Source organism: Gilvimarinus sp. F26214L, assembly GCF_054401055.1.
In genome coordinates, this window is the sequence record NZ_JBTIYG010000006.1 from 258511 (window position 1) to 273663 (window position 15153).

The 15153-nt window shown below is 59.3% G+C and carries 8 protein-coding genes; 1 reads left to right on the plus strand and 7 read right to left on the minus strand.

From position 1 onward, the window contains the following. Positions 1–6 precede the first annotated feature (6 nt). The 7 genes from ACURWW_RS09205 to ACURWW_RS09235 form a co-directional block, all read right to left on the minus strand. Positions 7–2808, minus strand: a complete 2802-nt coding sequence (locus tag ACURWW_RS09205) for a TonB-dependent receptor plug domain-containing protein (protein ID WP_445616515.1) — start codon at positions 2806–2808, stop codon at positions 7–9. Between the two features lie 619 nt (positions 2809–3427). Beyond that, positions 3428–6319: a TonB-dependent receptor plug domain-containing protein gene (locus ACURWW_RS09210; protein ID WP_445616516.1), complete on the minus strand. Its 2892-nt coding sequence runs from the start codon at positions 6317–6319 to the stop codon at positions 3428–3430. 338 nt (positions 6320–6657) lie between these two features. After that, complete coding sequence (locus ACURWW_RS09215) at positions 6658–7383, minus strand: glutamine amidotransferase-related protein (RefSeq protein WP_445616517.1); 726 nt, start codon at positions 7381–7383, stop codon at positions 6658–6660. 124 nt (positions 7384–7507) lie between these two features. Further along, entirely contained in the window at positions 7508–7807 is a 300-nt protein-coding gene (locus ACURWW_RS09220) for a hypothetical protein (RefSeq protein ID WP_445616518.1), read from the minus strand. Between the two features lie 177 nt (positions 7808–7984). Further along, a complete protein-coding gene (locus ACURWW_RS09225; protein WP_445616519.1) occupies positions 7985–9376 on the minus strand; it encodes a DUF3482 domain-containing protein in 1392 nt (463 codons plus the stop codon). Next, the gene (locus tag ACURWW_RS09230) at positions 9373–10782 is read right to left on the minus strand and encodes a DUF2868 domain-containing protein (protein WP_445616520.1); all 1410 of its coding nucleotides are present in this window, start codon (positions 10780–10782) and stop codon (positions 9373–9375) included. Before ACURWW_RS09230 ends, ACURWW_RS09225 begins: the two co-directional genes overlap by 4 nt. 280 nt (positions 10783–11062) lie before the next feature. Continuing rightward, positions 11063–11845, minus strand: coding sequence for an SDR family NAD(P)-dependent oxidoreductase (locus ACURWW_RS09235; protein WP_445616521.1), 783 nt, complete (start codon positions 11843–11845; stop codon positions 11063–11065). Positions 11846–12301: 456 nt separating this feature from the next. Here ACURWW_RS09235 and ACURWW_RS09240 point away from each other — a divergent pair, with 456 nt between their 5' ends. Beyond that, a complete protein-coding gene (locus ACURWW_RS09240; RefSeq protein ID WP_445616522.1) occupies positions 12302–15013 on the plus strand; it encodes a TonB-dependent receptor in 2712 nt (903 codons plus the stop codon). Positions 15014–15153 lie beyond the last annotated feature (140 nt).

The window sequence follows — 15153 nt, forward strand, 5'->3', positions numbered from 1 at the left end:
TGAAGTTTAGAAGCGTACCTTTGCACCGACTTTGAACGTACGGGTCAGCGGCGTGTGAGTTACCGGATCGTAGTTCATTTCGGAGCGCACAAAGGGCGGCTCCTCATCAGTCACGTTATCCACTACAGCACTGATCGTGACGTTGTCGTTCACGTCCAGGCGGTAGGTGATGTTGTGAGTGATGTGGGAGTCGATGGTACGGCCTTCCGGTGCCCAGCTGGTGAAGATGTCACGGGTATCTTCATAGCTGTCGACGTAGTTCATGGTCCAGCGAATGTTCTGGGAGAACATTGAGTAGTCCAGGAACATGTTGCCGCGCCACTCGGGCAGCGGGAACAGGCTGGTGCCCATGTTGTACTTGCCAACACCGTCAAAGCTGCTTTCCACCTGAATGCCTTCGACGCTCACGCCTTCTGTCTCAAACTTGTTGATCCAGGTAGCGCTGCCGCCCAGGCTCAGAGCGCCGGGACCCACTTCATCCCAGGTATAACGGCCTTGCAGGTCGATACCGTCGTTGACGATCTCCCCGCCGTTGATCTGGTTGACATACACACCGGAGATGGTGGTGCCAGGAGCACCGCAAGCACCGGAAAGATCGAAACGGTCAACCAGCGGCGATCCACAGTCCATATCGGCCGGATCGTCGGTAGGCCAAAACGCCTGAGTCATGCCCGTGCGTGGTTCAAAGCTTAAGCGCTTGTCGATTTCATATCGCCAGAAATCGATGGTGAAATCGTAATTCAAACCGGAGAACATAAGACCGAAGTTGTAGTTCGTGGCCTCCTCAGGCTCCAGGTCCGGATTGCCGCTGCTTCGAATCGGGGTACTGTTGCCCTTCACTGACGCGAAGCCGGTGGAAACCACCGGGCGAAGATCCGCCTGGTCCGGTGCGCGGAAGGTGGTACCCGCGGAAGCTCGAAGCGCCAGCCAGTCAGTAGCCTGCCAGCGCAGACGTAAGCTGGGGTCGAAGCTGTCGCCACCCACATCACCGTAATCCTCGTAGCGAGCCGCGAGTTGGGCGGTGAGGTCGTCGGTGAAGGGGATCATAAATTCACCGAAGACGGCCTTGACTTCACGATCGAGATCATAGGGTACGTAGGTGGCCAAAAAGCCCCACGGGCTCGCACCCTGCAAGTCAGTGCCTACACAGTAGTCGGCCCCGTAAATCGGGCAGGGGTTCAGATCCTGGTTGGACAAATCGGCATAGTCCTGGTCAGTGGCTTCATGCCGGTATTGCACGCCCGCAGCCCAGCCGATGTTGCCGCCGCTCAATTCAGCCGGCAGTTCGCCATCCAAAACAAAGTTGAACTCAACCAGATCGTCTTTGTTGGCGGCTGTGTGCTGTTCCATCAGCCACTGCGCCACAGCGCGCTGCTCGTCCAGATCGGTGGCCGGGTTGAAGATAGGGTTTGCGGCTCCGCTTGGAAGATAGGGAATTCCAGTGGAGAAGGGATTCAGAGCCAGGTCGCCGTTTGGTCCACCCATGCCCAGAAGCGCCATTTGCAGCTTGTCGATGCGGATATCCCATTCCTGTCGCTCATCATCAGACTTGCTGTATGACAGGGACGAGCGGTAACCGATAGTATCCGTGAGCATGCCAGTCAGTTCGGCTGAAAGGCGATACTGCTCGCGATCATAGTTGGTCCAGGCGCCGTCATATCCGAATGCAGGGTTGCCGCCCGCAAAATAGGGACGCCACTGGTTCAGAATGATGGGGATACTGCTACCGGTCGGATTATAGGGGTTGCCGGCTCCGAAGATGTAGTAAGGGTTCATTTCCGTGGGATCAGTGCTGCCGATCAACACGCCCGGAACGTAGTTGGCCGTAGTATAGGATGCGGCGGAGCTTGCATGGTCCACTTCAGTGCTCGCGTAGAGTGCCTCGATCTTGAGGTCGGTACTGTCACCGAGGTTCAGATTGTACGAAGCAAACCCTTGGTAGGTATCCTGTTCGTCGATCAGGTTGTACCACTCGGTATAGCGAGTTCGACAGTTAGTTGCATCTGCGACGGACGATACAGGTACTGCGCCCGCGCCGGTGAGAACACCGCCAAAAACTTCGCAGCCGGGATCAACATTGCCATAAAACGTGCCGGGGTTCGCGCCAGTTCCCCAACCACCTTCCGGGTTCTTGGCATAGGGCTGGAGCGCGTAGTCAACATCTGTCAGCGGCAACTCGGAACGGTGGTAGTAGTTCAGAGAGGCGAAGAAGTCGGAGTTGTCGGTGGACGTGCCCCAACTCAGGCCGACGTTATAGTCGCCGTCGGAATCTTCAATCGCGCGATAATCGGCGCTGACTTCAAACCCGTCCTGGCTCTCCTTGGTGATGTAGTTCACCACACCGGCGATGGCGTCGGACCCGTACGTTACCGCACCGCCGTCTTTCAGCACTTCAACGCGGGCAATGGCGTTGTTCGGCAGGCGGTTCGCATCGCTGGATGCCAGGCGCTTGCCGTTAAGCAGAACCAGTGTGCGTTGCGAACCCAGGCCGCGCAGGTTGATGGATGCAGTACCGTGAGCGGCCTGGCCCCGGCCGGAGGTGAAGTTGTTACTTTCACCCACGATGCCGTTCATGTAGCTGAGATTTTTCAGCATTTCCAGGGGGGGTGGTGCACCTTGCTTGTCCAGATCGTCGGCGCTGATGGTGTCCACTGGCATCGCCGCGTCTTCAGGGGTACCACGGATAAGAGAACCGGTAATCACGATCTCTTCCAGCACCTGACCGCCGCTGCCTTCCTGTGCGAAGGTTGTCACGGGCAAGGCCAATGCGGCGCACATGATCCCTGAATAAATTGGATTCAACTTCATTATGTTCGTACCTCTCATCTGCTTGTAGTTATCTAAAAAGGTCTTTCAGTGTCTTAAGCAAAAGACACATGCGCAACGAAGCCGACCGGCGTGGACCGGAGCAAGGCGCGTCAATAATTAGCAAGTCAAACGGTTTGCTGAAATACAACCGGTAACCAATTGCTTGAACATTTCAGGTAGCTTCGCGGAGGCGGCCCTGTTGCTGGCCTCGACCCTGGATAACGAATGAGTCTGTAGTGCGTTTTCCGCTCTGGCTGCTTCTTATATTCTGCCCGAAACGTTCTGGTATCCCGTGTTGTGCAAAGAATTGTTATTGTTGGTTAACTTGTGGGAATGACGAACATCGCGTCATCGGAGGAATCTTAATCGCAGCTGTCGCGACGCGTCAAGCAAGCAGGTCCGGCCGGTCACCAGGCGCGCTGCGTTGTGTAGAAAGGGGTCCTAAATGGCGGAAAACGGCCGGATCCTGAGAAGTTTGGTAACACGCGAGTTCACGATGTTACTCGGGATCAGGCCAAACGCGTTGCCGACTTTATGCTACGTGGCTGCGAGGGAAGGTAATAAGCATAAAAAAAGGGCGGCCCGGAGGCCGCCCTTTGCTTGACACCCAAGCTAAACCTTAAAAGCGAACCTTCGCTCCAACCTTGAAGGTGCGGGTCAGAGGGCTGTGAGTAACGGGATCGTAGTTCATCTCCGCGCGAACAAACGGCGGCTCTTCGTCAAACACGTTATCCAGCACTGCGTTGACAGTGACGTTATCGCTCACGTCCACACGGTAGGTCAGGTCATGAGTGACATATGAGTCAATGGTCTGACCGTCGCTGTACACCTCAAAGATGTCCCGTCCATCTTCGTAGCTGTCGACGTAGTTCATGGTCCAGCGAATGTTCTGAGTGTCCATTGCGTAGTCCAGGAACAGGTTGCCGCGAAACTCGGGCAGCGGGAAGAGTGTTGTGCCCGAGTTAAACTGGCCAACCCCGTCGAAGGCTTCTTCCACCTGCACACCGTCGATTGTCAGACCGTCGGTCTCATACTGATTAATCCAGGTGGCGCTGCCGCCCAGGCTCAGCGAACCGGAGCCCACTTCGTCCCAGGTGTAACGGCCGGCGATGTCGATACCATCATTGGTGATGCTGCCACCGTTAATGGTTTTCAGGTGCATGCCGACGATGGTGTCGCCACAGGTATCGTTAGCGAACTCGAAGCGGCTGAGGAAGTCCGCGCTGACCGCCGCACAGGCAGCAGCTACGTCGTCGGCGGAGTAGATGGCTTCCACGATGCCGGTCAGCGGCTCGCTGGTGAGGACATCATCGATCTCGTAGCGCCAATAGTCGATGGTCAGCTCATGGTTCAGACCGCTGAACATCACACCGAAGTTGTAGTTCCTGGCCTGCTCCGGATCAAGGTCCGGGTTTCCGCTGACGCCCACCGGGGTGCTGTTGCCTTCCACAGACTGGAAGCCGGTGGATTCAACCGGGCGCAGTGAGGATTGGCCCGCTACCCGGAAGGTGGTACCCGCGGAGGCGCGGAAGGCCAGCCAGTCAGTGGCTTGCCAACGCAGACGCAGGTTGGGGTCCAGGCTGTCGCCGCCGATATCGCCATAGTCTTCATAGCGAAGTGCGAGCTGAGCTGTGAAGTCGTCGGTGAACGGGATCATCATTTCACCAAAAACCGCCTTTACTTCCCGGTCGATATCGTAGGGCACGTAGGTGGCCAGGAAGGTCCAGGGGCTTGCGCCGCGCAGATCTTCATCACAGCTGGTGCTGTCATAGATCGGGCACGGGTGCAGTTCCTGGTTGGAGAGGTCGGCATAGTCGCTCACGTCGGTTTCGTGCCGGTACTGGACACCAGCCGCCCAGCCGATGGGGCCGCCCGCGAGCTCCACGGGGATTTCTCCGTCCGCGACAAAGTTGAACTCAACCAGCTCGTCTTCCGAGGACGCGGTGTGCTGCTCCATGAGCCACTGAGCGACGATGCGCTGCTCGTCCAGGTCCGTGGTGGGGTCGAAGTAGGGGTTCTCGCCCACACCCGGAATCGTCGGAATGCCCGTGGAGAAGGGGTTCAGCCACATATCGCCAGTGGGGCCGCCCTGACCCAACAAAGCCTGTTGCAGCTTGTCGATGCGGATGTCCCATTCCTGCCGGTCGCTCGTGGCCTTGCTGTAGGTGAGCGACGAGGTGTAGCCGATGGTGTCGGTCAGCATGCCCGTCAGTTCGCCGGACAGACGGTATTGATCCCGGTCGTAGTTGGTCCAGGCGCCGTCGTAGCCAAATGCCGGGTTGCCGCCAGCGAAGTACGGGCGCCATTGGTTCAGCTGAATGAATGCACCCTCGCCGGTAAAGGGCGCAAGGGGTGATCCTGTGATCGCTGCGTCGATTTCTGGATGAGCATTGCGCAGCGCAACCAGACCCGGGTTGTTCGCCGGCACGTAGTAAAACGGCACGGAGTCAGCGCTGCCACCGCGATAACTGTTGAAGGCTGCGCCCCAGGGGTTCAGAGATCCCGGAACATAGTTCGCGGTAGTGTACGAAGCCCCTGATCGCGCATGGGGAACTTCGGTTTGCGCGTACAAGGCTTCCAGGTGCAGGTCCGTCTCGTCGCCGATGGTGACATCGTAGGAGCTGAAAAACTGATAGGAGTCCTGTTCGTCTACCAGGTTGTACCAGTCGGTGTAACGGGTGCGACACTGAGCCCCATTTTCGTCCAGCAGGTAGGCATCCGGCGTGCTGCCACCCTGAGTGCGAACGCCGCCGAATGCTTCACAAGCAGGGTCAACAAAGAACAGTGTAGATCCCGGGTTAGCGCCGGAGCCCCAGCCACCCTGAGGGTTGCGGGCGTAGGGCTGGAGGGCCCAGTCTTCCCGATCGGTCACCTGAAGCTCGGAACGATGGTAGTAGTTCAGCGAGGCGAAAAAGTCGGAGTTGTCGGTGGAGGTACCCCAGCTCAGACCAATGTTGTAATCGCCGTCGGAGTCTTCGATCGCGCGGTAATCAGTGGTGAATTCAAAACCGTCCTGGCTGTCCTTGGTGATGTAGTTGACAACACCGCCGATAGCGTCAGAGCCGTAAGTGGCGGCGCCGCCGTCCTTCAGCACTTCCACACGTGCGATGGCATTCATGGGCAGACGGTTGGCGTCGCTTGTAGCCAGGCGCTTGCCGTTCAGCAGCACCAGGGTGCGTGCCGCGCCGAAACCGCGCAGGTTGATGGATGCGGTGCCATGAGCGGCCTGGCCCCGACCGGAGGTGAAGTTGTTACTTTCACCAACGATGCCGTTCATGTAGCTCAGGCTTTTCAGCATATCCAACGGCGCCGGTGCGCCTTGCTTTTCCAGGTCGTCGGCCGTAATGGTATCCACCGGCATGGCGGCGTCTTCGGGAGTACCCCGGATCAAGGAACCGGTGATTACAATTTCTTCAAGTATCTGGCCGCCGCTGCCGCTTTGCGCAAAGGCAGTAGCGGGAACAGCCAAGGCGCAGTACATGATGCCCCGGTAAATTGGATTTAGTTTCATTATCTACTTACCTCTTCTCACTACATGTAGATGTGCAAAAAAAATTAATCGAATACACCCCGAAAGCTGCCTGCCACATCGCCCTGGCGCGGCCCTAAGGCCAAGCCGAAACCATGCGCGCAACAACGGTGCAAATGCGGTTCAAAAACCCATAGCGGAACGCAATGCGTTCTGCAGGTCATCTCGCTGTGTGTTGTTATATATGGATTGTTATTCTTGGAGGGATAGACAGGATGATATTCGTGTCACCGGCGCGGATCTTAACGGCAGAGCTCGCAAGGGGTCAAGCAGATTGATTGGGAGGCCTTGCTCCACGGGGGAGCAAAATGAGAAGTGGGTCACACATGCTGGAGATTGAAGAAATCGCCGAGCCAGCTTCGGAAAAGCGCAGTATTGTGGCCCCTCGTGCGTAGGGAGTTTCTGGCTTCGGTTACCCGGGGCTCGCCGATCAGGGTCTCCCGTTTGTTGATCAGATAACGCACGTAGTCTTCGGAAAATTCAGGATGCCCCTGGAGCGAGAAGATATGCTCCCCAACAAAATAGCCGCCGTTGGGGCAAAAATCGCTTCTGGCGAAAAGGCAAGCCTCGCCGGGAAGGATGTCCACCTGATCCTGGTGGCTGACCCGGATATCAAAGGCAGGTACCGGCTGACTCATCCAGCCCGGCCGCTCACGAGTCTCGAAACGGGCGGCACCGATCCCCCAGCCCCGGTCGCTTTTGCGAACGCGGCCCCCAAGTGCCTGGGCTATCAGTTGATGGCCAAAGCAAATACCCAACAGCCGCTTCTGCTGCTGATTCAGGCGGCGCACAAACTCCTTGAGAGCCTCGATCCACGGATCCTGATCGTAGGCGTTGTGACGACTGCCGGTGATGATGTAGGCGTCGCACTCGTCGATTCGGTCTGGAAGCTGGCCCTGATCCGCTGCGTAATAAAGAAAAGTCAGAGCGGGGTCGAGAGGCGCAAGAAGGTGGGTGAACATGTCGCCGTAACTGCCGAAGCGATCGACAACGGGAGGAGGGAGGGTTTCAGCTTCGAGAAGCCCGATAATCATGGATTGAGTCATCGACCCCTGTTGCGAAGATCAACCAGCACGTTGTGAAACCAACCAATGCTGATGTTGAAATGTGTTCAGATAAAAGTGCATTGCAACAGTCAGCGCGGCTGACTGTTGCAGCAGGCTGAGCGGCTCAGGCGATGCGCTTGCCGGTGAGCGGTGCAGATCCGAACATCCCGAGGCCCACGTTACCGGAGATTTCGTCCCCGTCCACGGTCGCCTTGAAGTTCAGAGTCATGGGCATGGGCTGGCTGATGTCAATGGACCACTCAAGGTCGTTGCCGCTGACTGTACCGTCGTTGAACTCTTCAGTGCCCATGGCAGTGTCCACTTTACCGGACAGGTTGCTGCCGTCTGCCTTGAGAGTGAGGGTACCTTTCTGTTCCCCCATGGGGGTGTTCATGGATACTTCCCAGTTACCATCAATCGACATAAAAGTCTCCGTTGTAAGATGACGATGCGCGTGACTATACCAAGCTTCCGGGACTTTACAATAACTTCAGAGGAGCAGTACCGACGGTCCATTTTTATACGCGCCACCCTGAATGTTGTGGCGACCGGGATTGCGCCTCCATACTTTTCCGGGCGCCGCGTCAGGCGCCCAATCGGGTCAGAGCTCGCGAATGTGCTGAAAAATAACCTCGGCCAAAGTTTGCTGATGCTTTGTGACTTGCCGGCCCTTGCGAAGATCCCGGAATGCATTCATCAGGCGCGCTTTCTCGCCCGCACTGCTGTCGGCGAAGGGGTTGGCCTCGCCGTCCGCCTGTAAACTGAGAACACTCCGGTTAGCGTGGGTGCGGGTGCAAATCAGCTCCAGGTGCCGTATGGCCCGCCCCAACAGGACGAAGGGAAAGTTGGGGTGTTCCCAGGGGCCGTACTGAAGACTCACCCCCCCGGTAGGCAGGCCCTTGACGCTGAGCTTGGCGATTCGCTTGGACAGGGTCCAGGCTCCCACGCCGCCGGCCAGACCGCCCGCCAGGGAGCCCAGCAGGAGCGAGCTGCCGCCCAGCCCTGCATCCACGACAGCACCGGCGGATGCACCTGCGGCGGCCGCAGCGGATACCAGTTGCGTCTTGTTGAGGCCGAACAGAAACCAGGATTGCTGATCGAAAAGGTCCTTGTCCAGAATCTGCAGGGCCGCCTCCTCCCGCTGCAGTTGATAGTAGGCGTAAATCTCTTCAACCCGCTGGCGGCAACGTTTTTCCCGCCGCGCCAGGTGGTGCTGATATTTTTTGGCCAGGGCTTTTTCCGCCGGCTCCGTTGGCACGCCGTTGGGTAGGCGCTGGGTTTCCCGGTGTTGCAGCAGGTCCACCATCATCTCGGCAATCAGCTCACTGGCCAGGCGGTGCTGCCGCTGCCGCTCGTCCTGCAAAATACTCACGGCCTTGTCCAGGGGCGGCTGCCACTCGGGTCGCAACTGTCCGAAGAGTGTGAGCAGGCTAATGCGCTTTTCAAACGGAGCGGTGTGGGCATTGAACACGCGCACGGTCTTAAAGTACTGGCCCAGAGCCACTTCCCACTCTTCAACGTACTCGTCGCTGTCGATCGGGTTGATCAGCGCCAGGCTCGGCTGACCGGTCCAGCGCAGGATTTCCATTTCCGCTTCATATTCGGGGCCGTAAGGGTGTGAGCCGTCCACCACATAGATGATGCCGGCGCCTTCGACCAGGGGCTGCAGCAATTCGCATTCGTTATAAAAGGTGCTGTCTTCCTTGCTCTGTTCGCAGAACTCCTTCACGGCTTCCGGCCGGCGGGAAACGGTGGTGCAATGCTCATTCAGCCACGCCAGGGCCGCGCGCGCCCGCTGAAAGCCGGGCGTATCGATCAATTCATACAGGGTTTCGCCGTCCACCTGCATGGGGTAGCGGCGGGTGACGCGGGTGGAGCCGGACACGCGGTCGATGTAGACCGAATCATCCTGGGCCAGGGTTGCCACAATGCTGGACTTGCCCTTGTTCGGATGGCCCACAACGGCAAAGCGCGGCAGGTGCGGGGTGTTCATTGTGTAGCCTCCGCGCCCTGGCTGGTTTGCGCGGGCACAACCACCAGCCGGGGGTGGTGACCCTGGCGGGCAAACTGTTGCCAGTCTGCCAGTTCGTCCGGTTTGACTCCGCGATCACCCAGGGGCAGAAGCAACAAATAACAATCCAGCTTGGGGCTGATTCCGCGCAGGAAGTCCCCCAGTTCACCCAACGGCGGCTCCCAGCTCTTGACCAGGATGACCACATCCTGCTGTTGCTGATTGATCCGATTGAGAAGGCGCTGATCTTCCCCGAGCCCGAGCCCCGCGCTTTCGGTGCCCGTTTCGGGCAGCCCCAGCCTCGGCAGCAATGTCCTGGCGTTGCCGCTCAATGCGCCCGACCAATTCACAACCGTGCGCGGTTTGCCCGCGGGCAGCCCCTGGCGGGATACCAGGGCATCGCCGCTGTCCAGCGCTCCTTCGTGGTTCTGTCCCCGGGTGTGCACCAGAGGGGAGGTCATTCGCTGGACCACCAGCCGGGCCCCCGGGTAATTCACAAAGCTGTCCAGCAGGCGGCGACGATAAGCAACATAAAACCCGATCCACAGCAACACACGCGGCAGGAGGCCGTAGAAGGCGATACAGGCAAACAGGAAGGGCCACCAGGCGCGCATGGCGGCCACCTGGTCCGCTGAGAAGATTGTTTGCAGGCTTTGGTAGCGGGTGGCAGCAACCACATCCGCGTCCACCGTCGCCCCTGGCAGTTCCCAGGACCAGGGAGCCGCGAGCAGATCCATCAGGCGGTAAAGGCCTTCGCTGCTCACATTCAGGGTGGAGCTCCAGCCGAAGCTGCGGTCCACCACCATCAGAATCAGCAACAAGGCGATCAGCGCCCCGGCATTGAACAGCACACCGAACAACTGCCCCCAGGTGAGCAGCGCCAGGCGCAGTACCGGGGTGAACTGTTCGCGGCGTATATCGCCCGCCAGACGCCGGAGGTGGCGCGTGAACATCCAGCGCGCGGGGTTGAGCGCTTCAAGCGGCAGATGCATCTGGGGATTCAGGGTAAAGGCCACCACCACCAGCACGGTCAGCAGGAGTAGTAGCCACTGGCTGCCTATAAACACGGCGAGAAACAACAGCACATTCACCGGCTGCTGACGATCCACCAGCAACAAGCCGCTCATGGCAAAGAAACCCAGCAGCAAGCCCAGCAGCCCCATCCAGAATCCCACCGACATTTCAATGCCTGCCAGGCGCTCGCCGCCTGCTGCTTCGCCTGTGGCACTCAGCCAGGTTTTCAGGCAGCGTTTGGGACTGGCCGATGGAAGGGTTGCGCCAATGCGCCGGTCCCGCTCCTGAAGCTCGCGAAGGGACAGGTCCTGATCGCGGCGCAGTTGCCGGTCAAGGCGGAGCAGATCGATAAGTGAGAGTGATGAAGTCAGCACAGTGCCTGCATTGGGGGTTCGGGTCGAGCTTGGTGCCCGGCAGCTTGCCAGCGTCCTTGTTGGTCATTGGCGTCAATGGTCAGAGCCTGGCTCGGGCGCCGAGGGGAGCGCGCGCCATTGTAACCGACAGCCGGCGATTCGATGATTTGCATTCCAATCTGTCGAAGGTGGCGAGGCCTTCAAAGCACATGTGCCAAGACCTATGGAGCGACTATTGGTTCCGGCGGAGCTTGCGTTACCCGCGGCGCGGCCCCACGCGTTTACCCTCGGGCCGCTCCCGTCAGCGGCGCAGGGGCGCCGTGTGCAGGTGGGCGCCGCCGTCGACAATGATCGCCTCGCCGGTGGTCCAGTCCATTCCCGTTACCACGCCGAGGGCCGTTTGCGCGATGCGTTCCGGGGTCGCGGTATCGGCCAGCGGAGCCATCTTGCGGATCCCCGCCAGAGTGCGTTCATAATTTTCGCGGCCCATTCCCTCCGCCAGCCACTCGCCCTGCACGAAGCCGGGGCAGATGGCGTTCACCCGAACGCTGGGGCCGAGCACACGCGCCAGAGACATGGTCATGGTCAGCATGGCGCCTTTTGAAGCGGCGTAGGCAATGGAGCTGCCAACGCCAGTGATGGCGGCAATGGAGGCCATATTGATCACATGCGCCACCTCTCTCTGCCGCAAGGCGTCTTCCGCCGCACGAATCATTTGAAAGGCACCCACGGTGTTTACCTTATAAATGTCGAGAAAATCCTCGCTGTCGAGCCCGGCCAGATCGCGGTGATCGCAGAACTTTGTGGTGCCGGCATTGTTGATCAACACGTCCAGACGCCCGAACTTCTCCAGTGTCGCCGCCACCAGTGCCCGGCAATCCTCATCCTCGCCTACGTTGGCCTGCCGCACCAGCGTCTGGACGCCCTGCGCTTCACAATCCGCGGCTACCTGCTTCGCACCCGCATCGTTGCGACTGTAGTTGATTACCACGTGGCACCCCTGGGATGCGAACAGACGTGCAATGGCTGCACCGATGCCGGAGGACGAGCCTGTGATGATTGCTACTGCGTTCTTGATCTCCATGATATCGACCTGTATCTCGATGAATTGGGGTTGCCTTCGCTCTGTGCGCCTGGACCCGCGAGCAAGCAGGGGAGTTTAGCATCTGTTCACCTGAGTTGGCCGCTGCATCTTTATTTTCATGCCCGGATGGCCGGTCTGAGCCTAAACGTTCATTGCTCCCTGCGGAGAAACTGAGCATGGGCTCGAAGTATCGTGTTGCCATGCCCAAACGTCTGCCCTATAGTCGAAAATCGCTAGCGCTTGTATTGCACGTTGATGATTTCCACAACAACAAAAAATCAGATTGCGAGTCTGGAACGGCAATGGCGTACGTCTCTCAAAGGAATCGTTGCAAGCGATCCGCCCATCCATCCGCCCCGCTCCCGTGGCTCGTAACTGACGTTTTACTCAAGATCCTGGTCGTTGCAGTCAATAATTAAAAAAACAGGCCGACACTCTCGGCCGACGGGAGGTGCAATGAAAACCAAAACGATCGCCGTGCTGACCTGTGCCGGTTCAGCTCTCACCCTTTCGCCAGTGGCATTTGCCCAGGACCAGACCGAGTCCCGGGGCATCCTTGAAGAGATCGTGGTCACCACCGAGCGCCGCGATCAGAGCCTGCAGGAAGTGCCCTTGTCCATCACCGCCTTCGGCGACGAAAAGCGGGACCTGGTGGGTATCATGACTATTCAGGATATGGCCGATTTTGCTCCCGGTGTGTCCTATAACACCTCCACGGACAGCCCCTCCATTCGCGGCATTGCGAGGCAATCGAATGTTTACACCCTCGACAGCCCGGTGGCCAATTATGTCGACGGCGTCTATACCGGCACCGTCCAGGACGCAGGTCGTCGCCCCATCTTCGTGCAGCGCACGGAAATACTCCGGGGTCCTCAGGGGGCTCTGGCAGGGCGGGGCTCCATCGCCGGCGCGGTAAATACCATCCTCAAGCGCCCGGAGGATCAGTTCGGCATGGAGTTTCGCAGCTACGGGGGGAACTATTCTGCTTACGGGGTGGAAGGCACCATCACCGGGCCGCTCGCGGACTGGATGCGCGCTCGCCTGAACGTGGGCAGCTACCACCAGGACGAAGGTTATTTCGATAATGTTTCCACCGGCAAGAGCGAGGGAACCCAGCTGAACGAACGGGAAATTGCCGACCTGATGTTCGAACTGGACCTGGGCGAAAATGTGGACTGGTATCTGCGCACCGCCTGGGCCGACTACGTGGAAACCCGTCATTCCAGTCAGAGCCTCGCCCCCTATGCGGCCGGCGTGCAGAACGCCCCGACTCCCTGGGGGCCGACCTCAAGCACCATCGTGCCCATTGCCGGCTGGGGCTACTTCGATCCCAGTGCTGTGCGGGTGGGCGCATCACCCCAAAATCCGGCCCGGGCGGACGTTTGGGAATTCAGCAACGACTACCTCTCCACCCAGGAGTTGATTGACGATTACAACAACTACACTTCCGACCTCACCTGGCACGGCCCGGGGTTTGATCTGCGCTGGATCTACGGCAACCAGGACTACACCTACAGCCAGTGGGAGGATGATGACGGAACCGATGTGTTGCAGATGAGCTTGCCGCCATTCGGCCGTGTGGTGTCTCCGGGTGGTGTGGACCAGTACATCGAGGACCGCCACTGGTCCAGCAACGAGATCACCCTGGCCTCCACCACGGAGGGTCCCTGGCAATGGGTGGTAGGCCTGTTCGAATCGCGAGAGGAAACCCGCCAGGAGCCCCTCACCACCACCTATGCGGGCTACGACGAGCTGGCTGCGCCAGCCATGTCCCTGGACGCGCTCCTCTCCTTATTGGGAGCGCCCCACAATCCCCAAGGTGTGCGCATGAGCGTGCCGGCCAATGCACCCGGACAGGCCGTGTTCGGGCGCATTGATGCCGACACCGTCTCCCGCGCAGTATTCGGCCAGGTGGAATATCAGTTCAATGATGCGTGGCAGTTTACGGTCGGCTTGCGCTACAACGAAGACGAGAAGGAAGCCCGGGAGGCTTCCCGCATCGTTGCCAACAATCTGGGGGAAGATCTGGGGCCGCTTCTGGCAGGCGGATTAGGGGCCTTTCTGTTGACCGGCACCCCCGCGCCGCTGGCGGTGGATGTGACTCCCGTCTACGATCCCAACGCGCCGCTGCCCGATGGTGTGGTGCGCGACTACGGCATCGACCCGGTTACCGGCCGCCGGGTGCGGGATCTGGAAAATACGTGGGAGGCCACCACCGGCTCAGTGGGGGTGGACTATACGCCGGATGACAACACGCTGATCTTCGGCCGATTGGCCGTGGGGTATCGCCCGGGTGGGTTCAACGCCGGTTACATCAACGACATTCCTCAGGTGGACGAGGAGACCGTCACCTCCTATGAGATCGGCTACAAAGCCACATTGCTCGACCAGCTGCAATTGAGCACCACCGCCTTCTATTACGATTTCGAGGACAGTCAGCAGGAACTGCCGACCCTCGGCCGCTGCACCGACCCGAACGACCTGTCTTCCTGCTCCATCCTCAACAGCTTCATCAACCTGCCCGAGTCCGAAAGTCTTGGCCTGGAGGTGGAGCTGAACTGGGCCGCCACGGATCAGCTGGGGGTTTATCTGACCTACGGCTACCTGGATGCTTCGGTAAAGGATGGTCTGCCGGAAGGAACCGCGGGTTTCTCCAACCCGGACGACCCGGCTGCTGTGTTGCCCGGGGCGGACCGCTACCAGCCGGTGCCGGGCCAGGTGGATACCGGCTACACCTTCCTGCCGCGTTACACTCAGGACATCAGCGGGAATCAATTATCCAATTCACCCAAGCACCGGGCGGCCCTCAACCTGAACTACTCCTTTGATCTACCAGCAGGGAGCCTGACGCTGTCGGGTAATTACATCTGGCGGGACGAGTCCTACTCGGACCTTTTCGAGAACGACCTGGCCATAATCCCGGATTACGGCACGGTGGGGCTGCGCGCGTTGTGGACCGATACGGCCAACCGTTACACCGTGATACTTTACGGCTCCAACCTCACGGACGAGGAGGCGCCCTACAATGCGGGTCTGGTGCGCCAGAGTACCGGGCTCGCCAGCGCGGCCGCTCCCTCCGCCGCGGGCCAGGCCCACTACCAGACCGTCAGCCTGGCGCCGCCGCGCCAATATGGCATTGAGTTCCAGTACCGCTTTGGTGGCAACTGATGTTGTTGGGTTACGGCCTTCGGCCTAACCCAACCTACCATTAAGTTGCCGCTCGCCGACTGCGTAGGTTGGGTTAGCGAAGCGTAACCCAACAGGAGACCGGAATTGTTGGGTTACGGCCTGTCGGCCTAACCCAACCT

Coding starts and splice junctions, on each gene's coding strand:
- ACURWW_RS09205 (WP_445616515.1), bottom strand. CDS start 2,808: ATGAAGTTGAATCCAATTTATTCAGGGATCATGTGCGCCGCATTGGCC.
- ACURWW_RS09210 (WP_445616516.1), bottom strand. CDS start 6,319: ATGAAACTAAATCCAATTTACCGGGGCATCATGTACTGCGCCTTGGCT.
- ACURWW_RS09215 (WP_445616517.1), bottom strand. CDS start 7,383: ATGACTCAATCCATGATTATCGGGCTTCTCGAAGCTGAAACCCTCCCT.
- ACURWW_RS09220 (WP_445616518.1), bottom strand. CDS start 7,807: ATGTCGATTGATGGTAACTGGGAAGTATCCATGAACACCCCCATGGGG.
- ACURWW_RS09225 (WP_445616519.1), bottom strand. CDS start 9,376: ATGAACACCCCGCACCTGCCGCGCTTTGCCGTTGTGGGCCATCCGAAC.
- ACURWW_RS09235 (WP_445616521.1), bottom strand. CDS start 11,845: ATGGAGATCAAGAACGCAGTAGCAATCATCACAGGCTCGTCCTCCGGC.
- ACURWW_RS09240 (WP_445616522.1), top strand. CDS start 12,302: ATGAAAACCAAAACGATCGCCGTGCTGACCTGTGCCGGTTCAGCTCTC.